At 60.3% G+C, this 23,267-nt stretch carries 24 protein-coding genes and 1 pseudogene; 14 read left to right on the top strand and 11 right to left on the bottom strand.

Annotation, left to right across the window (positions count from 1 at the left end; translation table 11 throughout):
* Positions 1–896 precede the first annotated feature (896 nt).
* On the top strand, positions 897–1,046 hold the full coding sequence (locus ABIB06_RS18255) for a hypothetical protein (RefSeq protein WP_354053338.1): 150 nt from the start codon (positions 897–899) through the stop codon (positions 1,044–1,046).
* Between the two features lie 525 nt (positions 1,047–1,571).
* On the top strand, positions 1,572–1,811 hold the full coding sequence (locus ABIB06_RS18260; protein WP_354053339.1) for a hypothetical protein: 240 nt from the start codon (positions 1,572–1,574) through the stop codon (positions 1,809–1,811).
* 1,419 nt (positions 1,812–3,230) lie between these two features.
* Here ABIB06_RS18260 and ABIB06_RS38910 read toward each other — a convergent pair.
* Entirely contained in the window at positions 3,231–3,455 is a 225-nt protein-coding gene (locus tag ABIB06_RS38910) for a DUF6894 family protein (RefSeq protein ID WP_502916594.1), read from the bottom strand.
* 5 nt (positions 3,456–3,460) lie between these two features.
* Positions 3,461–4,228: a Crp/Fnr family transcriptional regulator gene (locus ABIB06_RS18265; protein WP_354070266.1), complete on the bottom strand. Its 768-nt coding sequence runs from the start codon at positions 4,226–4,228 to the stop codon at positions 3,461–3,463.
* 452 nt (positions 4,229–4,680) lie between these two features.
* Between ABIB06_RS18265 and ABIB06_RS18270 the strand changes: the two genes are divergently transcribed.
* On the top strand, positions 4,681–4,884 hold the full coding sequence (locus ABIB06_RS18270; protein WP_354053390.1) for a cold-shock protein: 204 nt from the start codon (positions 4,681–4,683) through the stop codon (positions 4,882–4,884).
* A gap of 82 nt (positions 4,885–4,966) precedes the next feature.
* Here ABIB06_RS18270 and ABIB06_RS18275 read toward each other — a convergent pair whose 3' ends face one another.
* Together ABIB06_RS18275 and ABIB06_RS18280 are read right to left on the bottom strand one after the other, a co-directional pair.
* Complete coding sequence (locus tag ABIB06_RS18275; RefSeq protein WP_354053389.1) at positions 4,967–5,272, bottom strand: hypothetical protein; 306 nt, start codon at positions 5,270–5,272, stop codon at positions 4,967–4,969.
* A gap of 87 nt (positions 5,273–5,359) precedes the next feature.
* Positions 5,360–5,989 (bottom strand): DUF6680 family protein, encoded by a 630-nt coding sequence (locus ABIB06_RS18280; RefSeq protein WP_354070268.1) that lies wholly within the window; start codon positions 5,987–5,989, stop codon positions 5,360–5,362.
* A 1,094-nt stretch (positions 5,990–7,083) separates the two neighbouring features.
* Here ABIB06_RS18280 and ABIB06_RS18285 point away from each other — a divergent pair.
* Positions 7,084–7,263 (top strand): hypothetical protein, encoded by a 180-nt coding sequence (locus ABIB06_RS18285; protein WP_247342372.1) that lies wholly within the window; start codon positions 7,084–7,086, stop codon positions 7,261–7,263.
* 20 nt (positions 7,264–7,283) lie between these two features.
* Here ABIB06_RS18285 and ABIB06_RS18290 read toward each other — a convergent pair whose 3' ends face one another.
* Both ABIB06_RS18290 and ABIB06_RS18295 read right to left on the bottom strand, forming a co-directional pair.
* Complete coding sequence (locus ABIB06_RS18290; protein WP_354053387.1) at positions 7,284–7,577, bottom strand: hypothetical protein; 294 nt, start codon at positions 7,575–7,577, stop codon at positions 7,284–7,286.
* Positions 7,578–8,244: 667 nt separating this feature from the next.
* The gene (locus tag ABIB06_RS18295; RefSeq protein ID WP_247342378.1) at positions 8,245–9,579 is read right to left on the bottom strand and encodes a site-specific integrase; all 1,335 of its coding nucleotides are present in this window, start codon (positions 9,577–9,579) and stop codon (positions 8,245–8,247) included.
* Positions 9,580–9,860: 281 nt separating this feature from the next.
* Here ABIB06_RS18295 and ABIB06_RS18300 point away from each other — a divergent pair, with 281 nt between their 5' ends.
* The 3 genes from ABIB06_RS18300 (at position 9,861) to ABIB06_RS18310 (ending at position 11,227) form a co-directional block, all read left to right on the top strand.
* Positions 9,861–10,202, top strand: coding sequence for a hypothetical protein (locus ABIB06_RS18300; protein WP_354049652.1), 342 nt, complete (start codon positions 9,861–9,863; stop codon positions 10,200–10,202).
* A 364-nt stretch (positions 10,203–10,566) separates the two neighbouring features.
* The gene (locus tag ABIB06_RS18305; RefSeq protein ID WP_354069200.1) at positions 10,567–10,833 is read left to right on the top strand and encodes a hypothetical protein; all 267 of its coding nucleotides are present in this window, start codon (positions 10,567–10,569) and stop codon (positions 10,831–10,833) included.
* A gap of 10 nt (positions 10,834–10,843) precedes the next feature.
* The gene (locus ABIB06_RS18310; protein WP_354049650.1) at positions 10,844–11,227 is read left to right on the top strand and encodes a hypothetical protein; all 384 of its coding nucleotides are present in this window, start codon (positions 10,844–10,846) and stop codon (positions 11,225–11,227) included.
* A gap of 494 nt (positions 11,228–11,721) precedes the next feature.
* Here the strand turns inward: ABIB06_RS18310 and ABIB06_RS18315 are convergent, their stop codons facing one another.
* A complete protein-coding gene (locus ABIB06_RS18315; RefSeq protein WP_354049649.1) occupies positions 11,722–11,961 on the bottom strand; it encodes a hypothetical protein in 240 nt (79 codons plus the stop codon).
* 318 nt (positions 11,962–12,279) lie between these two features.
* On the opposite strand from ABIB06_RS18315, the gene ABIB06_RS18320 reads away from it, so the two are divergent.
* The 3 genes and pseudogenes from ABIB06_RS18320 (at position 12,280) to ABIB06_RS18330 (ending at position 15,681) form a co-directional block, all read left to right on the top strand.
* Positions 12,280–13,188 carry a dihydrodipicolinate synthase family protein gene (locus ABIB06_RS18320; protein ID WP_354049648.1) on the top strand — a complete coding sequence of 303 codons (909 nt, stop codon included), beginning with the start codon at positions 12,280–12,282 and terminating at the stop codon, positions 13,186–13,188.
* 143 nt (positions 13,189–13,331) lie between these two features.
* Positions 13,332–14,305, top strand: a pseudogene (locus ABIB06_RS18325) (SDR family NAD(P)-dependent oxidoreductase).
* A gap of 263 nt (positions 14,306–14,568) precedes the next feature.
* A complete protein-coding gene (locus tag ABIB06_RS18330) occupies positions 14,569–15,681 on the top strand; it encodes an alpha/beta hydrolase family protein (protein ID WP_354049647.1) in 1,113 nt (370 codons plus the stop codon).
* Positions 15,682–15,695: 14 nt separating this feature from the next.
* Here the strand turns inward: ABIB06_RS18330 and ABIB06_RS18335 are convergent, their stop codons facing one another.
* Positions 15,696–16,202, bottom strand: coding sequence for a MarR family winged helix-turn-helix transcriptional regulator (locus ABIB06_RS18335; protein ID WP_247443205.1), 507 nt, complete (start codon positions 16,200–16,202; stop codon positions 15,696–15,698).
* Between the two features lie 405 nt (positions 16,203–16,607).
* Here ABIB06_RS18335 and ABIB06_RS18340 point away from each other — a divergent pair, with 405 nt between their 5' ends.
* On the top strand, positions 16,608–18,137 hold the full coding sequence (locus ABIB06_RS18340) for a porin (protein ID WP_247349399.1): 1,530 nt from the start codon (positions 16,608–16,610) through the stop codon (positions 18,135–18,137).
* A 263-nt stretch (positions 18,138–18,400) separates the two neighbouring features.
* On the opposite strand, the gene ABIB06_RS18345 is transcribed toward ABIB06_RS18340, so the two are convergent.
* The 3 genes from ABIB06_RS18345 to ABIB06_RS18355 all read right to left on the bottom strand — a co-directional run bounded on the left by ABIB06_RS18345 (position 18,401) and on the right by ABIB06_RS18355 (position 20,303).
* Complete coding sequence (locus ABIB06_RS18345; RefSeq protein ID WP_247443209.1) at positions 18,401–18,892, bottom strand: GcrA family cell cycle regulator; 492 nt, start codon at positions 18,890–18,892, stop codon at positions 18,401–18,403.
* Positions 18,893–18,964: 72 nt separating this feature from the next.
* Complete coding sequence (locus ABIB06_RS18350; RefSeq protein ID WP_007603456.1) at positions 18,965–19,162, bottom strand: hypothetical protein; 198 nt, start codon at positions 19,160–19,162, stop codon at positions 18,965–18,967.
* 199 nt (positions 19,163–19,361) lie between these two features.
* Positions 19,362–20,303 carry an acetamidase/formamidase family protein gene (locus ABIB06_RS18355; protein ID WP_247349397.1) on the bottom strand — a complete coding sequence of 314 codons (942 nt, stop codon included), beginning with the start codon at positions 20,301–20,303 and terminating at the stop codon, positions 19,362–19,364.
* Positions 20,304–20,467: 164 nt separating this feature from the next.
* Here ABIB06_RS18355 and ABIB06_RS18360 point away from each other — a divergent pair, with 164 nt between their 5' ends.
* Genes ABIB06_RS18360 through ABIB06_RS18370 form a run of 3 tightly spaced genes read left to right on the top strand, consistent with a single transcriptional unit; the run spans position 20,468 to position 23,263 of the window.
* On the top strand, positions 20,468–21,235 hold the full coding sequence (locus ABIB06_RS18360; RefSeq protein ID WP_354049668.1) for a YdcF family protein: 768 nt from the start codon (positions 20,468–20,470) through the stop codon (positions 21,233–21,235).
* Between the two features lie 57 nt (positions 21,236–21,292).
* Positions 21,293–22,075, top strand: a complete 783-nt coding sequence (locus ABIB06_RS18365; RefSeq protein WP_354049646.1) for a DUF169 domain-containing protein — start codon at positions 21,293–21,295, stop codon at positions 22,073–22,075.
* 9 nt (positions 22,076–22,084) lie between these two features.
* Positions 22,085–23,263, top strand: coding sequence for a saccharopine dehydrogenase family protein (locus ABIB06_RS18370; protein WP_247443219.1), 1,179 nt, complete (start codon positions 22,085–22,087; stop codon positions 23,261–23,263).
* The last annotated feature ends 4 nt before the right edge of the window (positions 23,264–23,267 follow it).

Here is a 23,267-nt window from a genome sequence, read left to right on the forward strand (position 1 = left end):
CTGCACTCGCTGGTCAATTGAATCGACTTGACTCGTTGGTGAGAGACGAAGCGACCCGGAGGCTCTCCCGGGCGGGCTAGAACCCGGGTCGCCCCCACATAGCTTTTGGCTTATTGCGTCTCATGGACGCGCATGCACGACGGGCCCGCGGTCGGCGGCAGCGCGGTCCCGTGCTACGGATTCAGGTGCGGACCTCCTAAGCAAGGGGCCGACTATCTCCGGCGACCGCGAGAGAGGCCCCGGCTTTACGGGGCTGGAGATTGCCGGCCGGGGCCGCTCCGAGCGCTAGCAAACCTCCAAGTTTTCCTCTGCGCGTTCGTTCCTCTAACGAGCGCTACAGATCGCAAATTGCGGCGGCCTGCCACTGCTGAAATTCAGTCTGACCTCAGAACTCCGGTTGCCGCATCCACCGCAAACGAACCGCGGCTCTATATCAGAGAAGCGAACGTCGTCCGGCCAGCGATCGGCGCTAAGAGCAACATGGTGACCGCAATGGCAGTAGATCAGGACGCCGCGTAGCCCATCTCGCGCATCTCACCAAATGTGATCTTGAGCGGTCGGCCGTCAGCGTGCGTAGGCGTGTGGCGTCGGACAGGACGGGACATGCCGCCATTAAAGCGCCATCGTAAGTACATCGCAAATTATCGATTCCTAGTAGCTGTCGACCCGCGAACCTCGGCCCGTCCTGGTGGTGCGCAACGTATTCCAATCGTAACTTTAAATTAGGAGCTGAGGTTCAGGCTGTCACTGTTCGGACCTCGCACACCCGAGCGATCCTTTGGTACGCTTGGACCCCAGCTCCGACCTCAGCCCGGATCTGGGGGCTTTGCGTTAGCCGCGGAAAGAGCCACTTCACGAAAGTAGATGAAGCCATGGGCCCGACTCGGAACGAGGAAATGAGCGAGAACGCACGGGAGGAGTTAAGAGCGCAGGCCGAACAGCTTGAAGCGGGTGCTCGTCGACTTCCACAGCAGCTGGGCCGTGACCAGCTACTCAAAGACATTGTCGAATTCCGCACCAAATTGAGCACATCGCACCAGGAATAGACGGCGCTCGACGGGGATCAGCGGTCCTCCCGATCGTCGCGGCCTTTCTGATCTACAACGCTTGGGGCGCCCGCTAGTCGGCGGAGAGAACGGCCCCAGCGCTTGTGTGGCTGCGGGCTAGGGTTATCGCCGGGCCGCCCCGCCAGCTGGCTCTTTTTCGATTTGGATTCAATGACCGGCGACGATGGCGGGTCAATCGGCTCGTCCGAAGGCCGATCAACTTCGCTCCGATTTCTTCTGCTGCCTAACATTCCAATAAAGCCGGCCGCCACCAGCAGGGCCCCTGCAATCATAAGCCAGTGCGGTAACTGCGGAAAGGGCATCGGCTGCAGGTCCGGGAGCTTTGATTGACACCTTTCAAGCAGTCGCGGTTTAAGTTCGTTCCTAGCCAACGGCAATGCCACAATGATGACGCTGCGGATGATCGGCCTCGATGATTACACGGTCCACGAGGATCGGCAGCTAATCGGGCGCATCCGCTACGCGAGCGAACGCTCCCTTGGACTTTAGCTGTGGACATGCATCGTGACGCTTCCCGGTCTGCCGTTCGGGGAAGCTGGCTCGCTCGATGAAGCCAAGCGCGGCTTCAAGGTCGCCTGGGAGAACTTCAAGGCGAAGCATCGGCCAGAAGAGCTGGCGAACGGAAATGAACCGCGCGAGCAGGCCAGTGCGGTAGCCGCACGAAGTCCTTATTCGCCCGGTACGCCCAAGAACTGTAGCGCGTTATCGACCTGTTCAAGCTGGCGTTCGATATCGCTTCGCTGATCGGCGTCTTCGGTAGCTCCAAGTTGCTCGGCGAGCTTTTCCTTTCAAGCGAGCAACACTCTCCGCCCTCCGCTCCTGAGATTGCCACATCCGCCGCTGAGATGAAAAAGGCCGCAGGATCAGCTCATCTCCTGCGGCCTTTATTTTCCCGGGAAAATTGAGTGCTTACGGAATGGACACTTCCAGCCCCGGCTGTTGGCGATCATTCCAGAACCTGGTTTGCGGGTTGAGTCCCAAAACATCTGTTCCGAAGCGGAACATGGAAGGCTGTTGCGCCTGCGCAACGTCTTGCCGTGATGCGGAAGAGGGCGGGTGCATAACCTGAAGTTCTGCCGTGTTTCATCGAGAAGTCCGACCCAGTATTCTTGCGGGCGGTTGAGACGTTCGAATCGGTGTAGATTCGGGAAATGGTGAAAATGCAAGTGCACCATCAACCATAGCAGCAAGCTCGGCCGACGGGGAGGAAGCATGGTAGCAGCTCTGCAGATAAACTTTGCGCTGTGGGGAATGATTGTTTGTGCCGCCTGCGAGTTTCTGCAACTCGTCGAACTATTTTAGAACAGCAGCCAGCCTCCGACTGCAATCACCGTCTTGGCGATAACCTACAGCCACGCCAGCGTTGCTACTAGCTGCAGTGCTGAAGAAGGCTACCGGCAGAACCGTGAAGTGTGCCTTTGTGGGAGGCGAGTGAGCTGAGTAACATCGTTCTCGGTGTCTTCCCCCCTTCAACCCCGTGGCCACGGGCCTATGGGGGCGGCCGCTTTAATTATCAGGGCGACCACCGTGATCGATTTGCCGCCGCTGCTGAACTTCCAGAACGTGCAGATCGGCCTATGCGCCATGGCTCGGACTCGGTGAAGGTGAACCTCATCAACACCAGGAAACCTGAACAAGAATGCAGGGCCTCTTCTGGGGGCCTTTGCTGGTGGTCTTCATGGCCGAAACTGAGGCTACCGTCATTCGCCCCCAACCGGGCCCCTGGAGACATCGGCATTTTTCTCGAGCATCTCCAAACGAGAGATGTGCCACATAATTTTTGTATTACTTGTGCGTCAGCTTGCCGGCGAAAATCATCCCACGCGCGTCCGCAACGGCGCAATTGGCGCCGCGAAGGTCCATGCGGGTTAGAGCACGGTGTAAGGGGGGAGGGGAATGGCAGTTTTCAGCCACGATCCGTCCTTGCTCACCGCTCGCCCCCAGTTTCACGCGCGTCTGCAATTGAAATGTTGGGGGGTATCGCGTGGCGCCTCGTCTGCCGCCGGCCAATCGCTGGCGACCGCGAGCCGGTCGAGGTCGCGCTCGTACCTCGGGCGCGGCTGATGAAGAACATCAGAACAAAGGTTTCAAAATGACTGATATTCACAACGCTCCCCTAGACGCAACCGAACCGCCGCCGGATGCAATTGAAGGTGTTTGTGTTCAAGTCTGCTCGATAGTAGCAGAGACACTCAAAACAGGGCCGGTGTCGTCCCTAACCAGAATAGCTATCCTCCCAGGCCGACCAGCAAAAGTGAAGTCGCGCACGGCCTCGCCCAATGCGATCGTTGCCATCTTTCGGGCCGCATCAATGCTCTCGAAGTCCTCGCCCGCGCGGTCTACGGTAACGAGTTCCGCTTCATGGTAGTCGAAATGATATCGAACCATGCCGGCTAAATCACTCCGGGGGGAGACGTTCCAAGAACTTTGCTGAGCTTTGATCCTTCGCTTGGGTTCAGCTCATGAAGATATTCAGCGCTGAACTCGGCTACATCCATAAGCTTCTGTGGGCGGAGCGGAGTCACGGTTTGGTTCTGCCATTCAATCAGGCCCTCACGCCTGAGTTCCTGGATCGTCCTGTTCACATGCACGATTGAAAGCCCACATGCGTCGGCAACATCTTGCTGCGTGAGCGGAAGTCGGAAACTGCCGTTGTCCGCCAGCCCAACGAATCCCATGCGGGTGATAAGCTCGCAAAGAAGATGCGCGACTCTACCCAAGGCTTGGCGCGATCCGAGATTCTCAACCCACTCGCGGTAAATAGCAGCATGAATCAGCGTCTCGCGCCAAAAAGCGTGCGTGAGCGCGGGCGATTCCGTCATCGTTTTTCTGAGATATGAATGGGGGATAGAGGCTATCGTCGAACTGCCCACGCTGCAAAGATCACAATCCGCGACCGGCAGATGCAGGGTAGGCAGGTCGGGCATGTCGCCGGCTATGTAGAACGACGAAATCTGGTTTCGAGCGTTCACCACTCTTTGCCGAGAGAGAAGCCCGCTCATCACAACAATGCAGACGCCAGGCTTCTCGCCCTGGCGCAGGACGTATTCACGATCTCCAAGGGATTTCACCCTGTATGGTATGCGTGTGAGCCTAAGTTGATCTTGTTCAGACAGACCGACCACCGCGCGTAGGCGCGCTATTAGCTTCTGATGCGGCATTGGACGCTCCCGTGCGATGCAGGCGGGAGCCCATTTGGTCTCTCAGCCACCGACGCCTACGGACAAAGCCTTGGCCAGTGGTGGCGCGTTAACGCACGCCATATGGCCCTGTTCCAATCAGAAACCGGCGGTTCTTGAACCCGGAAATTGAGCTGGCACCCATGTCTTAGTTCGGTCATTGAAATCTCACTTGTTCCTTCGCATCGGTCTAGCGGGGTACGGCGCGATTACCACGGCCGGCAAGTCGGTAAATGCCGCTTCGACGCGGAGCCTGTCCCAAATCATCGGCCCGTCCATTTTCTCAGGTTTGCTCCTACGCTTAGCGAACTGATGGGGACGCGCGTCGGTTCGATCGTGTCGGGTGGTCCAAGCCGCGGGCGCGTGTCGCGACCAGCCTTTCTTTAGTCGAAATTCGGGCAGTAGCTTTGGTTTTTGAAAAATGGAGATGTGACGTGGCGATGGGGACTGTAAAATGGTTCAACCCGACGAAGGGCTACGGGTTCATTCAACCTGACAACGGCGGCAGGGACGTCTTTGTTCACATCTCTGCAGTTGAGAAGGCTGGTTTCACCTCGCTCGCAGAGGGAGCCAAGGTTAGCTTCGACGTCGTGAACAATCGCGGTAAAGACTCGGCGGACAATCTAAGAATCGGCTGATACACCCAAGCGGGTTGGCGGCGTTTGCCACGTCCGGAAGGTCGGTAGGACGCCTCGACACAACGAGACGCGTGGCTGATGATCAACAGTTGTCCACGCGCGATTTCCGAAACTCAACTGGGCCATCTATGAGTCGGCTCTTACGAGTGTTGACGTCAGCGGCGCTAGCATCTTGATCGAGCAAACCATCGATCGCATCTGCCGCCAACTCGCCGGCCCGATGACTTTGTATCGGATAACCGTCGAGCCAATCCTGTTCTGTCGCTAAGGCGGACCAAGCCCGCGCCATCCGCTTGTAACGGAGTGCCGCCTGCGCATTCGTCGACCCCTCAGCGAGTTGCAGGCAGTTCTCGGCATTTTCGCGAAATTTATCGGACGTTTTGACCATGGGAGACAACGGGCTTCCGGTGAGATCGTTCCGACGGATTACGTCGACCCTGCCGCGGCGATTGCTCGCACCACAACTGAGCTGCTCTCAGGTGTTTTGGACGCGAACTTTTAATGACCCATCTTCATGGTATGCGCCGATCATCTTCTCATTAAGCGTAGCCTGGAGTTGGGCTGCTTCGGGAGAGGCAGGTATCTCTGTAATCTTCATCGGCAATGAAGTGGTCCCCTGAATTATCTTACTCAGTCCGTGCATTATGGCGATCTGGGACTGCTCTAGGTCTACGCGCCCTTTGGGATAGTAAATTCCTCGTCTGAGTTCTTCCTCAGAGAAGGTGTAACCGAGCGCGGTGGACATTTCAGAAAGCAAATCGACCAGCCGTTCGGTGACGCGCTCGTTCCATGCTCGGGCGATGTTCATGTCTTGGTTATCGTCCGGAGGGCCGTTTCCCAGCTCGCCGAATAAGGCGCGCCAGGCATGGATAACCTTCCGATCGGCGCTGCCGCCGAATCGTTTAGGAGAAAATTCCAGATCAATGAGGTTCAGGGCGCGCACGTATTCGTCGCTGAGCCGTGTAGCCCTATTGGCCATCAACGCCGTGAATATCCACTGTCTCCGTCGTCCGCGCTCACTGGCTCGCTCAATCCATTTTTGAGTTTGGACTGCGACCACAGGTCCAAGCAACGTCGCGATCACAACCCACCACTCGATAGCCATAACGTCATCCTCCCAGCGCCACCGTCATTCCAACCGCAACCGGAAGGTGAGTGCAAGGCTCGATGTCGGGGGATTGACACGTGATTGCCCTTGCGCCGCCCCGACTCAGGAGTCGCCTTCCATCGCGCAATCCAGCGCTGTGGAGGCGAGCATGTCGCGTGTCTAAGCATATCGATCGCATGAGGAGCGTAGTGCGGCCAGGCGGAAGTGGATGAACGTCCCTCCCGGTATGACACCTGAGCTTGTGGACGAGTTCATGCTGCGACTGAAAGCAGGGGAGACGCTGCGAAAGATCACGACGAGGCGATCTTCGATGGCGGCGGCGGAAAGCTCGGGGACAATGTAGTCCGCGGTTTTTGGGATTAAACGCTTGATGGACCCAAGGCAGGAGACTGGCTGAGCCAGGGGGAGCGGCAGCGCTTCAGGACAGGACGTGTCTCGCCACCTGGCGGGGCCTAGCACTCCCGGCGCTCTGATACGCAATTAGATTGGCAGCCGGGAGCATTGGGGCTGGAGGTTGAGCCGTGCCATGTTCTCCCTTAACGACAATGGGTAGACGGTAGTCTTACCGACTCCATTTTCGCAACGGGGTGTTCTATTATCGGAACACCGGAGAGATTTAAGTACCCGTCAATTTTCAGTTGTCCGGGATGGCCGCAGTGGGGCTGGAACCACGCTGCGGCTTTTCCCTGTTTGCCTTGGCGGGCCTGTCTCCGGTCTCAGCGGCCTTAGGTTGAATTTCGGGTTGGACTCGTTTCCGACCAAATTTAGGAACACTCGGCTGCGCTTAGCGTCGTTGGCCAGCTCCATCAGCTAAAGATTGCCAATGCTTCGCCTTGGTTCGAACTTTCCGCCACTTAGCCCAAGTCAATTTGGGAATTGCCAGCATTGCGACGGCCGCTTGTTGCGAGTCCAAAGCTATCTCGACACTCGCTCCGGCAAAACAGTCCGCATCTTCAAGTGCACCGACTGCCAGAGGTTCATGTGGGACGATTAGGCCCGCCCAACCCATCCCACTGATGATTTCCATTAATATGTGATAATTGCGCCCCCGTGTTCCGGAGGTATGGTGTTCCGAACAGGGAACGCGTGCGATGGACTACCGCGCTTTTATCATGAGTGAGGACGGGCGGATCACCGGCGTTCATGAGATGGAATGCGCCGACGACGTTGAGGCCACAGCCAAAGCGAGACAGCTGCTCGACGGCCACGATTTGGAAGTGTGGAACAGAGATCGGCGCGTCGCTGTCTTGAAGCACCACACAAGACAGTAAGGCCGCCTCGCGGCCTTTGATCATTGGTCCCTTCTCAGCTTGCGCCGGCCCCAATGCGGCTCTTTTCCCTTGGGGTCGAACTCCGGGACATAGTGTCGGTTCAGCGCACGCATGACGCCGATACGGGCGAACATCGTCGGGCCGCCGCCTTCCGCTACCAGGATCAGCGACTCCATCGCGGCTTGCCATTCCGGCGCAGCGTGCTCGTTCTTCGGTAGCGCCATGATGTACTCGCCTGCGTCCAGCAACGTCACCAGCCTGCGGCCGTCCACTTCGATCGGATTTTGAAAAGGCCGCCCCCAGCCCTTGGTCATTTCGTGTTTCGATACTCCGTCGATGGAACGGCGGGGAAAAATAGCAGTTAGGTCGTATTGTTCATTAATTCACGGAGGCCGACTTGATTACAGCCGCCAGGTGCAGAGAACTCGCAAATCATTACAGAGCGCTGTCTGTAAGTCCTAACATTTCCGCAAGCCAAGCCTTTTTGTTGAAGAATATCGCCAAGACCTTTGCCGGTTCTGCTGGTCAATTGGACAGACTGGCCTCTCTGATGAGAGCCGAGGAGAGAGGAGAGACGGTCAAGCAACGCGGCCAGTTCGAGTAGCGTTGCAAAAGGGGGCTCGGAGAACGTGCGAGGCCAGGTCATTTCCAAACGGGCGCGCCTGTCCTGACCCGCTCACTCCGGGCGATCTCCTTAGCGATCTCTTCAGCCTGCTTCTTGCTCGGCTGACCGGTTATCGAGCGTCGGCCCGCATTCTCATCAAACTGCACAAATGGCTCAGGCATGCCGCTATCGAAACGCGGCGCGGAGCCAAATTCTCAATCCCTTGGGCCTCGGAACGCGTGCAAGCTACTGCGGCTCGTGGGTGTGGAGAATTGGCGGAGCGGCTTCCCAGCCGCAAGGCTGGGGCTGTCTTGGGATCAGGGCCGCCAACTGAGAACCTTCACCTGTCCAGCTGCGGCTTAGGCCGGCGTCAGGGCTTAGGCCCGCGTCAGGGCAATCAACTTGAGATATTTCGCCTTGAGCTGCAGCCCGTAGCCGTCGCCATATTTCGGCTTGCCCGTGGCGTGACCGATTAACTCGTCGGTTAGCTCCTCTGGGCACTCGACGGCCTTGAGGCGATCCTTCAGGCTGTGCCGAAACGAATAAACGCCGTACTTAGGTCTCTTCTTCAGCGGAGTATCCTCACTCAGCTTAGGCAGCAGCTTGGCCTTTTTGAAATGCTTCATCAGCGTGGCGCTGAGGTTATCGCCGTTATCTAAGTAGCGCGGGAAGCCTGCCGGGTGCCGTTTCATTGCCCCGAGCGCCAAGCCGACGAGCGGGATGTCGCGCTCGCTGTGCTCAGTTTTCAAAAGCCTACCTTCAGCTTCTACGCGAATGAACGGGATATCAGCGTCCAACTTGATCCTGCCCTTTGAGAGATTCACGATCTCGCTCGGGCGGCAGCCGGTTTCCATCGCGATGTAAACCACGTCCTTCGCCTCGTCGTTGAGGCCGTCAAGCGCCCCCGGAGCCAAGATGACGTTCCTGATGTGCTCGACCGTGAACGGCGAGCGATTACCATCCCTGCCACCATCAAGGCGCGTGCCCAGGAATACATGATCCAGCCCAAGCTTGAGGCGTTTGTCGACGGCGCGGATCATGCCCCCGATGTGGCTGATGTTCTTGTTGGCGCTGCTCGGGCTGATGCCCTCGGCGATAGTGCGAGCCTCCCAAAAATCGGCATAGGCCACGGCGTCAGCGCGCGCGAGATCCTGCAGCGCTTTATCGCCTCGCTGCTCGATCAATATCTCAACAGCGCGCTTCTTGGCGCTGGTCCATTTGCGCTTCTGATTTGGGGACATTTTCGAGAGCGGCGTTTGCTGGGTCTTTTCGTACTCGGCGAACAGGTCGCTCAGCATGACGCGCGGCTTGTCGACTGCACCGAGAACGGCATCCACGATGGCGACGTCGGTCTTGCGGTCGCCAACCTTCAAGGTCTCGATCCGAACAAGCAGTTCGCTGACCTCGCGCCTGGCGGCCTCATCGGGTGTCAGGTAGTCAAGCCCATGCGAGCGCGCAATGGTGACTGCGTCCTGCCAGCGCTGCTTATCGGGCGTGCCGGATGCGAGGCTGCGCCAGTGCGCCTCCTGTTGCTCGTTGATCCGAGCGGCTACCCGTGCGGCCTTGCTGCCGGTGCGATCGTCGGCCACCGCGATCTTCGTGCTGATGACGACGAACTTGCTGCTCTTGCCGCCCAGGCCAGCGTATGCTTTCGGGACTCGACGGTGATACTGCCAGTAGTCGTTTCGCTGAATCAGGTAGTCGGGCTTCATACCGCACCCATGTATCTACGCAGTGTATCTACGTTTACATGCGATAGGGAGCTGAAAATGTCAAGCTTTACGGTTAGCTAGTTGATTTTGCGGGGTTTTTGCCGGGGCTATTTTGGCGCTCCCTAGCGGCGCCAGACAGTTCCGAGGCGGTGTCTAACAGGAAATTAGATCTCGACGGTCAATTGCCCGCTGGGGTAGCATTGCACTAGGTTGCGACTGGAATTCATTTCAAAATTTTTGGATAGGGGAAGTCGATGCGCCGGGGCTCTTGGGCACTAACCATGTTTATTTCTGGGTTGTTTTTCGCGACTGCGGCACTCTCCCTTCCATCCGCCGGTGAACTGCAGGAAGTCGCATCGGCCGCCGGTGCAGCTGCCGCGGGTTTTCACTTATGTGGTGATCAATCTAAGGCCAAGAAGATAAAGGCCAAGTTCCAAGATGTCGCCGATACTTGCACCACTACCAAGCCGGCTACACGGGCGGCCTTGAACGCGTTCGATCTGGGCTATGTCAATACAATGAATTCTTTCAGTCAACAGGGAGGCAGTTGCAAAGGGAACAATCAGGCGCGTTTCGAGACCTTGATGGATGTATTGGGAAGAGCGGAGGATGACTGCTTGTAAGATGCAGCCCGCACGGGTTGTTGGCTCTTCTAGTTTGCAGCTGTGATCCAAAACTTAGTGAACTCAATGCGGCGATTTTCTGCTGGTTCGCAAAAATTGCGAGCATGATCAATGATGAGCCACCGCCTGGGAGACTAGGGGTCGGAGGTTTAAATCCTCTCGCTCCGACCAAAACATAGCCGGATTTCAGGGCGTCCGGATTTCTCACAGGGTAGTGCAACGTCGGCTAGCGACATTTCGGCGCGCGTTCTTTCCGCCTTCCCCATGAATTGCTGGCCCTAGGGCGGCTGGGAGTCGTCAATTTGTCGGCTCGGATACCGGCACTCGTGTCAACCTTCGGGTACGCGAATCGGTGGAGGCCGTTTTGACCGAAAAGCTTATTAACGTCGGCATCTTTTGGTTGCCGCTGATCGCTGGAATCATCCTGGGCGGTTTATCGCCAAGCGTCTGGTACGGCGGCGACAAGATCGCGGCCCTTTGGATGACTTTTGCGGGGGTCCTGCTTCTGCTCCTCACGGGAGCGTTTCAGATTCAAGCTTACATACAGAGCAACATTCTGCAGCCCCAGTTTGAGGTGACCCCAGGTAAACGCTCAGGACGTGCGGGTGACATGGTCGGCGGCAAAGTATGATCCATCGACAATGACGGCCAACGCGCCCGTGTTCCAAGGTCGTCAGGTCGCGATTGCGAATAACCTGATCACTCTATCCGGTGGCGGGATGCCCCACCAAAACCCATTCGGCTTCTCAGCAAAATTAGATAAGCCATTCATCACTCGATCAGCAGAGATATTCATCCCAATCGACGTGTGGAATACGGCAGCGCTCTTTTTCCTCACGACGCTGCCCGCCCAACCGGGAGCAAGATCAGAACCGTACTATTTCGATTTGGAAATCGCCTGGAGCATTCCCGAGAATGCCAAGCCCGCTCATTTTCGGATCAAAGCAGTGGCCACAAACACAAAACCTGCCGGGGTCCAAAACCCGGTATTCTCAGCAACGGTCGAATTTCGTGTCGAAGGATGATTGGAGTCACAGCCGCAACTCGCTAATGCTCATCACCGGTCCCTCGGTTGCCATCCAAAGCGCGATAGCGACACCCAGTACTAAATCGTCGTCAGAATGACGAAGTGCATTCAACTGCTCTAAGGCGCTTCCCTATATCGGGATCGAAGTTTACGCGCCAAACGCGCAGGCGCCATGCGGGATCGCGTGATGATGATCTGATAAGCCGTTTAGGATGCGAAGGTGAGTGATGTTCTTCGAGGGCGGTGGCCCTGCCGATCGAGCTGCATCTGCTCCGCGACCAGCCGCACAATTACGCGCTGATGCCAACGCCAGAGGGGCGACGCGCGCGTGCGATCATTCTGGATGCAGTGGCTTGAGGGGAAGGTGTGATCGTTGTCACAAAGTGCGCCGCCGCAATGGGTCTGGCGCTGGCGATGCCCGCGCGGAAAGGCCAGTCGGCCCCCGGGGCGTTTCCTCGTCCGTCGTCTTGGTATCAGTAGTTTTGCGGAGCCTTAGGCGTGGCTCTTGATCTCGTAGCGACCCGGCACGCATTTGTAGCGATCGAGGCGCCAGTTGGCGTGATAGATCGGATGCTCGCCCATCCATTTCGCCAACGGGGCCTGTGCGCCGATCGCGCACTGCATCATCGACATCTCGGGCGTCATGCTGCTGTCGGTCACGATTTCCTCGATGCAACTGCCTGAACTGGCTGCACTCAGCCGGCAGAGCACGGCAACGACGGTCACGAACATTCCAGTCACCTCATCGGTTGTTTCTGACCACGAAGAGGATGCAAGCGAAGTGCCAGAGCCTGTGACGCAAACAACACGCTGGCCTGGCCGACCCGACCCAGCGTCCGGAGTCCATTTGACGATTCGGATTGTAAAAAATTGCCCCAAACCGAAGCCGGGCAAATACGCGGAACCGGGAAGGGATGACCGCAGGGATGTTGAATGCTGAGGGCAGCGCCGCGCGGGCAGCCCTTCACAGGGCCTGCACAGCCGATAGGCTGGGGTCGTGCGGATCCTCGCCAAAAGAGCGGGACCGTTATGGAAACGCGAGGACAGACCATGAAGGCACGACCGACCGGCGTGATTCCGCCGATGACGACGCCGTTCCGGAAGGATGGCGAGATCGACTACTCCCTCGTGGCGCCCCAGGTCGACTGGATGATTGGCGCCGGCGCGCATGGCGTCGCGGCCGGCGGCTCGACCGGCGAGGGGCATACGCTCGATCACGAGGAATATCGCGACCTGATGGAAGCGACCGTTGCGGCGGTGAAGGGACGCATTCCCGTGATCGCCGGCATCATCGTCGATTCCACGCGCGATGCGATCCGCCGCGGCAAGCTCGTGCGCGACATGAACGTCGCCGCGCTCCAGGTCACGCCGGTGCATTATCTGTTCAAGCCGGACGACGAGGCGATGGTAGCGCATTTCCGCGCCATGGCTGACGAGACCGGCATGCCCATCATCATCTACAACGTGGTGCCGTGGTCCTACCTTTCGCCGGCGCTCTTGACGCGGATCATGACGGAGGTGCCGCTGGTGGTCGGCGTTAAGCAGAGCGCGGGCGATCTCAAATTGTTCGCGGACCTGATGATGATGGCGCCGGACAAGCTGATCTACAGCGCGGTCGATGCGCTGATGTATCCGTCCTACACATTGGGGGCGCATGGTTCGATCGCCGCGATTCTGACCGCGGCGCCGCATGCCTCGGTCGCGCTGTGGGATGCGGTCAAGGCGGGCGACCATCCGCGCGCGCTCGATCTGCACAAGAAGCTGCTGACGCTGTGGAACGCTGTGATCGCCGACAATTTGCCGGCCTGCACGCGCTATGCGCAGACGCTCCAGGGGTTGCCCAGGACTTATCCGCGCGCGCCGATGCCGGAGGCCTCGCCCGCGCAGCAGGCGGCGGTCCGCAAGGCGCTGGACGGTCTCGGCACGTTGAACGGGGCGCGCGTCGAAGCGGCCGAATAGTCCGCCCCCGAAATTACTGATGAAAATGGCAGCGCCGATCCGCTTTTACCTGCGGATGCGGCGCTGCTACATTTTGCGCTGCGCCCCGATGCGCGGCGCGGCCATGAAGAAACACACCGACAAGGGGAGGGGCCGAAAGTCCCATGAAGGATTTTGCAGGAAAGATCGCCGTCATCACCGGCGGCGGCACGGGAATGGGACGCGAGCTCGCGCGGCAGCTCGTAGCCGAGGGCTGCAATGTCGCCATGTGCGACGTCTCGGAAGCCGCGATGGCCGAGACCAAGCGGCTGTGCGAGGTCGAGAAGCTGCCGCAGGGCCTGCGCGTCACGACCCATGTCGCCGACGTCTCGATCGAGGATCATCTGAAGCGATTTCGCGACGAGCTCGCCGAGCAGCAGAAGACCGACCGGATCCATCTCCTGTTCAACAATGCCGGCATCGGTGGCGGCGGCAGCCTGTTCACCAACACGCGCGAGCAGTGGGAGCGCACCTTCAACATCTGCTGGGGCGGCGTCTATCTCGGCGTCCGCACCTTCCTGCCGATGCTGGTCGCGGCGGACGAGGCCCACATCGTCAACACCGCGAGCGTCAACGGCTTCTGGGCCTCGATCGGCATGGGGCAGGCGCACACAGCCTACAGCTCGGCGAAGTTCGCCGTGAAGGGATTTACCGAAGCGCTGATCAACGACCTCCGCCTGCACGCGCCGCACGTCAAATGCTCGGTGGTGATGCCCGGCCATATATCGGCACCTCGATCGTGTCCAACTCGCGCAAGGTGCAAAGCGTCGACGGCTCGGAGCGGCTCAACGCCGACGAGGTCGCGCTGACCCGCAAGCGCATGGTCGCGGCCGGCGTTCCGGATGCTGACAAGATGTCGGACGACGACGTCCAGGCGGTGTTCGCCGAGCGCGCGCGCAGCTTCCTTGAGGATGCACCGACGACCGCCGCGCAGGCCGCGAAGATTATCCTCGACGGCGTCAAGGCAGAGCAGTGGCGCATTCTTGTGGGCGAGGACGCAAAGCGCCTTGACGAGCGCGTTCGTGCTGCGCCGGAGCACGCCTATGAAAGATCCTTCTACGAAAGCTTTACGCAGGAAGTCGGCTGGCGGCTTGGTTGAAGCTGCTTGCTGAGGCCGTCGGCGAGCGCGCGGATATAAGTATGATGATCATCATGGCAAGAGGCGCGCAGGTCATTTTACGTGCCGCCTCTGCCAGTGCTCGGCCACTTATGACGAATTGGAATGTCACGCATGCGACACATTCCATGCGTTCAAGCGATGGTGATCTCGAACGGCTCTCATTCATTGCACGGCAGCTTGGTCGGGGAACTGAAATAGTTTAGTCAGTGATGTGTAAGGCGATGACCAGAGCGTAGCTCCCGATGATACCCGCATGTCTCTCCGACGACTGGATCCTTTGCCCGGAGCGAGAGGACATCTCCGCTGAATTCACGCGGCTCCTCACCGCGGCCCAGGAGGGCGGCGCCACGATCGCGGAATGCCTGATGATCGCGCGGCGGCTGAAGCGGGGCGAAGACCAGTCCTGGCATCGCGAGTGGAAGAACTTGGCGCAGGCCAATCGGCATCGCGCCGAGGCCGCGTTCGCCGAAGGTCACAGGGCGACCGCACAGCGCAACTGGCTGCGCGCCATGAATTACTACAGTGCGGCCGCAATGCCGCTCGATCAGGCCGACGAGCGCCGCTGGGTCGCGGTGCTCGCGATGCAGGATTGCGCCCGCCGCTCCCTCGCGGCGCGCGACCCGGCCGGGGAAGTCGTGACGATCCCCTGGCTCGACGGACATTCGTTGCAGGGCTATTTTCTGCCCGCGCCGTCGGGAAGAGTGCGTGCCCCGACCGTGATCTGCATCGGCGAGCCCGGCCACCGCAAGGAGGAGTTCCTGTTCAAGCTCGCGCCGCATGCGCGCGAGCGCGGATTCTCGTTGCTGGCGCTGGATCTCTTTGGCGACCAACGCGACGATTATCTCGACGCGCTGTTGCGGCGCCGGGATCTCGAGAGTTCGATTCCGTGCGTCATGGACTATCTGGAGACGTGCAGCGACGTCGATTTCGATCGCGTCGCGATCGTCGCCGATGGCTGGGGCTCTTCCTTCGTGGCGCGCGCGGTGCTGCAGGAGCCGCGGCTTGCCGCCGCCGTCTGCGACGGCGGACTGTGGGATCTGCACGAGCGGGCCTTCTTTGCCAGCCGGTTCGCCATGAGCGACGTCAGCATCGTCCCGGTGCCGCATGCTCCGCTGATGGCGTCCAGCGCCGACTGTCCGGTGCTGATCACGCTGGGCGAGGACGGCTGGCTCAAGGCCGATCGGGCGCGTCAGATCGTACAGACGTCCCGGCTCGGTAGCTCGGATGTCATGCTGAAGGTGTTCACCTCGGCCGAAACCGGCGCGGCGCAGGCCCATGCGGACAATCCTAGCCTTGCCAATGAATACATCTTCGACTGGCTCGAATCGCGGCTCGGGGCCGCCGGGCGCATCTAGCAGCGACCGCTGCGTCAGAAGTCGAGGGTCAGGCGGACGCAGGCCTTTTCGAGGCGGGTCTTCAGCGTCGCGAGCTTGGTGGTGAATGCCGTCAGTTCTTTCTCGTCGAACTCCTGGAAGACGAATTCCTTGATCGTCTTGTATTGATCATTGAGGCTCGCCAGGTGCTTCTGCGTCTTCTCGGTCAGGGACAGCCGGACCACCCGCGCATCGGTCGGCGAAGGGCGACGGCGCAACAGGCCCTTCTTCTCGAGCAGCTTGGACTGGGTGGTGACGAACGAGGGATCGACGTGGAGGAGTTTTGAGACGACGTTGACCGGAATGCCGTCGTCCTTGTCGAGGTCGGAGATCGCCATCAGGATCAGCCATTGCGGGCCGCTGATGCCGAGCGTTCTCGCCCAGAACTGACGCAGCTCCTCCAGATACATGTTGATCGACGATATCTCCCAGGTGAAGCGCCTGATGATATCCAGATTGCCGATGGGGCGGAGGCGCGCCCCTTCTTTCCTCGTCGCTGACACAGCGTCACTCCCGTGATCTGACTTGTTTGCGGCCGGTGTCGTGCAAGCCATAGTCCACGCAAGCCTGCCCTGACGCAAGTGCAGAGCAACCTAATTTTGTCACTAAAACTACAAACATGATCTGCTCAGCTGAATCGCTTCCTCCCGGTGTTGCGCGCGGGGCACAGGTTTAGTGAAACCCATAAGGCTGACTAAATAAACTATTTTGATTAGGGAACAGCGGATGCATATTGATCCGTGACGGTGGGGGGTACTCGATCGTCCCGTTGCAGGTGGTCCGCTCACGTCCCTCGCGTCGAAAGCGGGTGTGTCCGAAAGCGCGAAGCGGCCGAGCGGATTTAGAGACGGGGATCTGGGGGGCCTCACGGTCCAGTCTCCGTAAAATGAGCAACTTGGAGGTTTTAAATGAAAATGGTGAAGAGCCTTTTGCTCGGCACTGCGGCGGGTCTGATCGCCGTCGGTGGAGCTCAGGCGGCTGATCTTCCGGTCAAGGCCAAGGCGGTCGAGTACGTGAAGATCTGCACGCTGTACGGCGCGGGCTTCTACTATATCCCGGGCAGCGATACCTGCATCAAGCTCGGCGGCTACCTGCGTGCTGAAGTTGCGCTCAATGCTGGAGGCAACTACAGCGGTGCGTATAGCAGTGTTGCCGCTGCGAACAACCGTCTGGCGAACTACTACTCGACTCGCGCTCGCGAGGACCTCAACATCGATACGCGTACTGCGACCGAGTACGGCGTGGTTCGTACCTATTTTGATGCGGTGTTCACCTGGACGACCGACATTTATACGGGAAGCGGCACGACGCCGGGTGCGACCGTTTACTCGCAACTCGGAAGTACCGGTGTGTCTGCGCCGAACAACGCAAGTTCAGGCACGATCTCGGGCGGTTCGCTCGGCGTCTACTACGCCTTCATCCAGTTCGCCGGCTTCACCATGGGTAAGTCCGTGTCGCAGTTCGACGCGCCCTGGATCAACTATCCCGGCAACAACTTCGACCAGCTCGTCGGCGGCAGCGGCACCACCAACGGTGTCAATCAGTTCACCTACACTGCCGATTTCGGTCAGGGCGTGACGGCGTCAATCTCGGCGCAGGACCAGTCGCTGGCCTTCCAGACCAACGTCTGGAACACAGCCGCCATGTCCACGGCCGGCGTTCTCGGCGGAGCTTATGGCGCGAACGATCTCGGTGGCACCACTGCGCCCGACATCGTTGGCATGGTCCGCGTCGACCAGGCCTGGGGCCTGTTCCAGGCATCGGTTGCCGCACACGACAACCATGTCGGCTACTACGGCGCAACCGAAGCCACCGGTCATCCCGAGGACAAATGGGGCTGGGCGGTCCAACTCGCACTGTCGATCAAGAACATTCCAACGGGCGCGGGCGACCAGATCAACATTTCGGGCGTCTATACCGATGGCGCGAGCCGCTACAACTTCCAGGAGCTGGCAGCGACCAGCTACTCGATGTTCGGCAGCTCGAGCTCCGCGTATCAGAGCATCGGCTTCGCCGGCGTGTCTGATGCGGTGTTCGGTGCCGGCGGCGGCCTCGAGCTGACCAAGACCTACGGCTTCCGTGGTGCCTACACCCACAATTGGAACCCGTACTGGAACTCGGCGCTCTATGGTGCGTGGGCTGCGGTCAACTACAGCGGCACGGCCAAGGGCCTGATCTGCGGAAGCGCTGCGTTTGCTTCGCTGACCGGTACCTGCAACCCGGACTTCAACATTGGCCAGATCGGCGTCATCACCCGCTGGACGCCGGTCAAGAACCTGACCTTCTCGGCTGACTTCGTCTACAGCCACCTCGACCAGAAGTACTCGGGAACGATCACGGCGCCGACGCTGGCAAGCGTTGCCAAGCCGGCGGCTGCATACGAGCTGAAGGACCAGGACACCTACAGCCTGCTGCTGCGCGCCCAGCGCAACTGGTAAGCTAAGGTCTTCGGATCTGAACTAGCCCCGGCGGGAAACCGCCGGGGCTTTTTACGAGATGGCTTTCGGAAAATCCGGTAGCCCGTGCGGACGACGAAGACGAGCCATGCGATTCGACCGGCCCAAATTTATTTACTTACCTGAGTTACTAAGCTATATGGCTTGCAGCCGATTTACGAAAGTTGCGGCTCTTGGCGTGATGCTAAGCCTCCAGAAACCTCCGGCAATGCCCTGCCGGAGGTTTTTCGTTTTTGGGACACGGCTCAGCCGCGCATCACGCGCGCCCGGGAGTTTGGCCGGTAGGCGAGGCGGCTGTGGCCGGCGCAATAGGACTGGCCGTCGGATGCGGAGTTGCCGCAGAAGCAGAAATCGTCTGCGCCAGGCGTGGAGATCGGCCAGCGGCAGCGGTTCTCGGCAAGCTCCAGCAGCGAGCAGCGATTGGCATCGTCGATCGGGCCGGTGACTACGGGCGCGCCGGTCTCGCCATAGATCGTGGCGAGCATCTCGTATTGCAGCCGCGGCACGGTCCGCGGCGCGCGCGCCGGCGCGGTGCCCCTGTTCTGAACCTTGCGGTCGTCGATGGTCCGGCCGCGCGTCAGATTCAGGCGGGACAGCTTGCCGATCACGGCGTTGCGGCTGACGCCGATGTCGGCGGCGATCTCGCGGCAGGAGAGGCCGGCCTCGAAGTGCTGCTTCAGAAGTTCGATTCGTTCGTCGGTCCAGGTCTGTGAAGAAGTCGGTGAGAGAACAGGCATTGTAGCGGTCCCAGGTTGCAGATGTCGGCCATCCGCCTCTCGAGATCCGTCCGCCTCACGTCCGGCGCGCGCTCACGTCCTGCCATTGTCGCGAATCGACAAAAGCCCGTCCTTGATGGCGAGACGGATGCCTTCCTCGATCAAGGTACGTGCGACGCCGGGAACGCTGGTGCCATGGGTGCCCTGTCTCACCAGCTTCTCCAGATAGGTGATGGTCGAGAGCGCCAAGGTTACGGGAATGCGGTCAGTCTCGGCTTTTTCGGTGGCCATGCCTAAACGCTAGCCTCATACGCGGGTACATAAAAGTAACGATTAAGAGTCTATTTAGGTTTGGAGGCGGAAGTCAAATCCGGCTTCGGCCGATGCGTCAGCCCATTGGAATCGCTGGGGAAGTTCGGCATGGCGCAACGCGCCGTCCGAGAGGCCGGGCGGCGGTGTGGCGTCGATGGGTCAGAAAGGGCGGGCCGGATCAGCCGTGCACGATCGCCTTTTCGATCATGCAATGGATGCCCTTGCAGCCGTTGACGGTCTGGGTCACCCGCAGATCGGCCGCCAGGCTGCACAGCGTATAGGCGTCCTCGCGCGACAGGTTTCGCTTCTCGCCGAGCAACACGATCATATCGCGCAGCGCCCGCACCACGCACTGGTCGAGATCGGGGTCCATCGCCATGGTCATGTAGTGCGTCGCCGTCTCGCCGCGGGGATAATCGAGCCTGAGGTCCTTGCGCAGCGTCAGGCGGAAGCGGCCCTGGAGTGCGGTCTCGATCGCGGTGACGCAGACCTCGCCGTCGCCCTGCACGGCATGGCCGTCGCCGCAGGAGAACAGCGCGCCGGGAACGAATACCGGCAGATAGAGTGTCGCACCGGCGCCAAGTTCCTTGTTGTCGAGATTGCCGCCCATGGCGCGCGGAACGAGCGAGGAGATGCGGCCCCAGGCCGGCGGCGGCGAAACGCCCATCACGCCGAAGAACGGCTTGAGCGGCAGGTCGAGCCCCCACGGCATGCGGCCGACCATCCGCGACCGGTCGAGCGGGATGTTCAGGATGCGCGTCTCGTGGAAATCGTCGGGCAGAGTGCCGGACAGCGGCTTGATCATGTTCCAGCCCCAATCCTGGCGGAGCTGGACGTCGAGGATCTCGACCGCGAGCACGTCACCGGGCTCGGCCCCTTCGACCGCGATCGGGCCGGTGAGGATATGGCCGGGGAGCATGCGCTCGTTTTTGGCATGAACCTCGAACATCTCGGGCGGGATGTGAAACTTGCTGCGGTCGGGCAGCATGTCAGGGCCGCCGCTGATGGTGTCGACCGTCACCTCGTCACCGCTCGCGATGGTGAGGACGGGCTTGAGCGCAGCTTCGAAGAAGCCCCAATGGCAGGTTTCGGGGCTGGAATGCAGGTGGTGATGGGTCATGTGGCTTGTCCGTCCGGTTTCATCGAGCCCGGGCTTGACCGGGTGATTGATCCTCTTTCAAGAAGATTTCTGAAGATGGATGGGCTGGTCAAGCCCGTACATGGCACGATCATTCCAGCGAGGCTCCCCTGTATTTCGTTCTTTCCAAGACCATCGGCACCGCGCTGCTGCCGATCAATCTCCTGATCGAGCTGGGAATCCTGTCGCTGCTGCTGATGGCGACGCGTTTTTCCGCGCTCGGCCGCAAGCTCGCCGTGACCACGCTGGTGCTGCTGGCACTGGCTGCGTTCTCGCCGCTCGGTAATCTGCTGCTCTATCCATTGGAATCGCGGTTTCCGGCATGGGACCCGGCGCGCGGCGCGCCCGACGGCATCATCGTGCTTGGCGGCTCCATCGACACGGATCTGTCGGCGGCGCATCGCACGCCAGTCGTTTCGCACGCGGCCGATCGCTTGTTTGCGCCGGCCGGGCTCGCGCGCCGCTATCCCAATGCGCGCATCGTCTTCACCGGGGGCACTGCGAATCTTGTCGAAACCGATTCCAGGGAGGCCGACTACTCCGCGCCGATCCTCGAAAGCCTCGGCATCGCGAAGGATCGCCTGATTCTCGATCGCGATTCCCGCAACACCTGGGAGAATGCGATCTTCACGAGGCAATTGGTATCGCCAAAGCCGGGCGAACGCTGGCTCCTGGTCACGTCGGCCTTTCACATGCCGCGCGCGATGGGGATCTTCCGCAAGGCCGGATTTGACGTCGAAGCCTATCCCGTGGACTGGCGAATGGGCGGGCGTGACGCACTCCTCTCTTTCACCAATGTCGGCGGCGACGGTCTTGCCAGGACCGAAGTGGCGGTGCGCGAATGGATCGGGCTCGTTGCCTACCGCCTGATGGGCCGGACTAGCGAGTTGCTCCCGGGACCGGCGAAGGACTAGAACCGTTCAAGAAACAATAAATAGCGCCGGCGCGCGACCGCCGGCCGGGAGGACGCCATGCAACAGCAGAGTGCAGACAGCATCGATCTTGCCGGCCTCGTCGCCGATCTCAACAGCCTGCTGCGGCTGAAGACCACCGTGATCGGCATGAAGCTGTTCGCGCGTACCGCGGAGATGGAGGCGATCCCGAAAATCCGGCGGCCGAACGCGGTTCACACGACAGACCAGATCGTCAGCATGGCCTCGCGGCTCGGCTGGACCGTCGGCATTACCGGCGACGATCTCGTCGGCGCGCAATGCCGCGCCGTGATCGGACTTGCACCGCAGGACGAGAAATGGCTCGCCGGCGAAAACTATGTCGGGGTCTGGCACGGCACGGCAGAGGACGCGCGCAAACGCCAGGAGGCGCTGGACGTCGTTCCGTTCGGCCAGTACCAGGCGCTCGCGGTCAGCCCGCTCGCCAGCGGCCGGCTCGATCCGCCCGACATCTGCCTCGTCTACGCCACGCCGGGACAGATGATCATCCTGATCAACGGTCTGCAATATACCGGCTACAAGAAGTTCGAATGGGGTGTCGTCGGCGAGACCGCGTGCGCGGATTCCTGGGGACGGGCGCTCAAAAGCGGTGAGCCCAGCCTGTCCTTGCCATGCTATGCCGAACGGCGCTATGGCGGCGTGCCCGACGAGGAGATGCTGATGGCATTGAAGCCGGAACATCTCGCCAAGGCGGTTCTGGGCATGAAGGCGCTGGCCAAAAACGGCCTGCGCTATCCGATCCCGCCCTACGGTATTCAAAGCGACGTCCGTGCCGGCATGGGCGTGAGTTACGCGAAGAAGTAAAGGCCGACCATGAGCTCTGCGAAATTCGACATCATCGTCTACGGTGCGACCGGTTTCACCGGTCAGCTCGTCGCCGAATATCTGACCCAGCATTACAAGAGCGACAAGACGCTCAAATGGGCGATGGCAGGCCGTAGCCTTGGCAAGCTGAAATCGGTACGCGATGCGGTCGGCGCGCCCGGGAACACGCCGCTGATTGTCGCGGATGCGTCTGACGCGGCTTCGCTGAAGGCGATGGCGGAACGGACGATGTCGGTGGTCACGACGGTGGGTCCGTATCAGCTCTACGGCGAGGAACTGCTCGCGGCCTGCGTCGCCACCGGCACGGATTATTTCGATCTCTGCGGCGAACCGATCTGGATGCGCCAGATGATCGACAAGTACGAGGCGGCTGCAAAAGAGAGCGGCGCGCGCATCGTGTTTTCATGCGGCTTTGATTCCGTGCCGTTCGAGCTCGGTGCGTTCTTCGTGCAGGAAGAGGCCAAGCGCATGTTCGGCGCACCGGCGTCGCGCGTGAAAGGTCGCGTGCGCGATATGCGCGGCACGCTCTCGGGCGGCACCGCGGCGAGCGCGAAGGCGACCTTCGATGCGGTTGCCAAAGACATCAGCCTCATCACGATCCTGAACGATCCGTTCGCGCTGACACCGGGTTTCACCGGCCCGAAGCAGCCGAAGGGCAACAGGTCGCTGCTCGAGGAGGACCTGCAATCCTGGGCCGCGCCGTTCACGATGGCGCTGATCAACACGCGCAACGTCCATCGCTCCAACATGCTGATGGGCTTCCCCTATGGCCAGGACTTCGTCTACGACGAGATGGTCCTGACCGGCCCCGGCGAGAACGGCGAGGCCAACGCCAAGCTCGTGATGGCGGCCAATGCGGGCAAGACGGGCCCCGACGCACCGAAGCCGGGCGAGGGGCCGTCGAAGGAAGAGCGCGAAAACGGTCTCTTCGACCTGCTCTATATCGCGATCGCACCCGATGGCCGCATGGTTCGCGCCGGCGTCACCGGCGACCGCGATCCCGGCTACGGCTCGACCTCGAAGATGATCTCCGAATGCGCCATCTGCATGCTGCGTGACGCGACAGACGTCGCCGCGGGCTTCTGGACGCCGGGCGCAGCGATGCAGCACAAGCTGATCAAGCGGCTGGTCGAGCACGCCGGGCTGACATTCGCCGTGGAGAGATAGAGGC

The organism is Bradyrhizobium sp. LB8.2 (genome assembly GCF_040548035.1).
Taxonomy (GTDB): domain Bacteria; phylum Pseudomonadota; class Alphaproteobacteria; order Rhizobiales; family Xanthobacteraceae; genus Bradyrhizobium.

Excerpts from the sequence above, each read along its gene's own strand:
- ABIB06_RS18315 (WP_354049649.1), bottom strand. The coding sequence starts at position 11,961 with ATGTTCGTGACCGTCGTTGCCGTGCTCTGCCGGCTGAGTGCAGCCAGT.
- ABIB06_RS18355 (WP_247349397.1), bottom strand. The coding sequence starts at position 20,303 with ATGACCCATCACCACCTGCATTCCAGCCCCGAAACCTGCCATTGGGGC.
- ABIB06_RS18255 (WP_354053338.1), top strand. The coding sequence starts at position 897 with ATGAGCGAGAACGCACGGGAGGAGTTAAGAGCGCAGGCCGAACAGCTT.
- ABIB06_RS18345 (WP_247443209.1), bottom strand. The coding sequence starts at position 18,892 with ATGCCTGTTCTCTCACCGACTTCTTCACAGACCTGGACCGACGAACGA.
- ABIB06_RS18310 (WP_354049650.1), top strand. The coding sequence starts at position 10,844 with ATGACGGCCAACGCGCCCGTGTTCCAAGGTCGTCAGGTCGCGATTGCG.
- ABIB06_RS18285 (WP_247342372.1), top strand. The coding sequence starts at position 7,084 with ATGGACTACCGCGCTTTTATCATGAGTGAGGACGGGCGGATCACCGGC.
- ABIB06_RS18320 (WP_354049648.1), top strand. The coding sequence starts at position 12,280 with ATGAAGGCACGACCGACCGGCGTGATTCCGCCGATGACGACGCCGTTC.
- ABIB06_RS18290 (WP_354053387.1), bottom strand. The coding sequence starts at position 7,577 with ATGACCAAGGGCTGGGGGCGGCCTTTTCAAAATCCGATCGAAGTGGAC.
- ABIB06_RS18300 (WP_354049652.1), top strand. The coding sequence starts at position 9,861 with ATGTTTATTTCTGGGTTGTTTTTCGCGACTGCGGCACTCTCCCTTCCA.
- ABIB06_RS18280 (WP_354070268.1), bottom strand. The coding sequence starts at position 5,989 with ATGGCTATCGAGTGGTGGGTTGTGATCGCGACGTTGCTTGGACCTGTG.
- ABIB06_RS18370 (WP_247443219.1), top strand. The coding sequence starts at position 22,085 with ATGAGCTCTGCGAAATTCGACATCATCGTCTACGGTGCGACCGGTTTC.
- ABIB06_RS18275 (WP_354053389.1), bottom strand. The coding sequence starts at position 5,272 with ATGGTCAAAACGTCCGATAAATTTCGCGAAAATGCCGAGAACTGCCTG.
- ABIB06_RS18295 (WP_247342378.1), bottom strand. The coding sequence starts at position 9,579 with ATGAAGCCCGACTACCTGATTCAGCGAAACGACTACTGGCAGTATCAC.
- ABIB06_RS18350 (WP_007603456.1), bottom strand. The coding sequence starts at position 19,162 with ATGGCCACCGAAAAAGCCGAGACTGACCGCATTCCCGTAACCTTGGCG.
- ABIB06_RS18265 (WP_354070266.1), bottom strand. The coding sequence starts at position 4,228 with ATGCCGCATCAGAAGCTAATAGCGCGCCTACGCGCGGTGGTCGGTCTG.
- ABIB06_RS18365 (WP_354049646.1), top strand. The coding sequence starts at position 21,293 with ATGCAACAGCAGAGTGCAGACAGCATCGATCTTGCCGGCCTCGTCGCC.
- ABIB06_RS18340 (WP_247349399.1), top strand. The coding sequence starts at position 16,608 with ATGAAAATGGTGAAGAGCCTTTTGCTCGGCACTGCGGCGGGTCTGATC.
- ABIB06_RS18330 (WP_354049647.1), top strand. The coding sequence starts at position 14,569 with ATGATACCCGCATGTCTCTCCGACGACTGGATCCTTTGCCCGGAGCGA.
- ABIB06_RS38910 (WP_502916594.1), bottom strand. The coding sequence starts at position 3,455 with ATGGTTCGATATCATTTCGACTACCATGAAGCGGAACTCGTTACCGTA.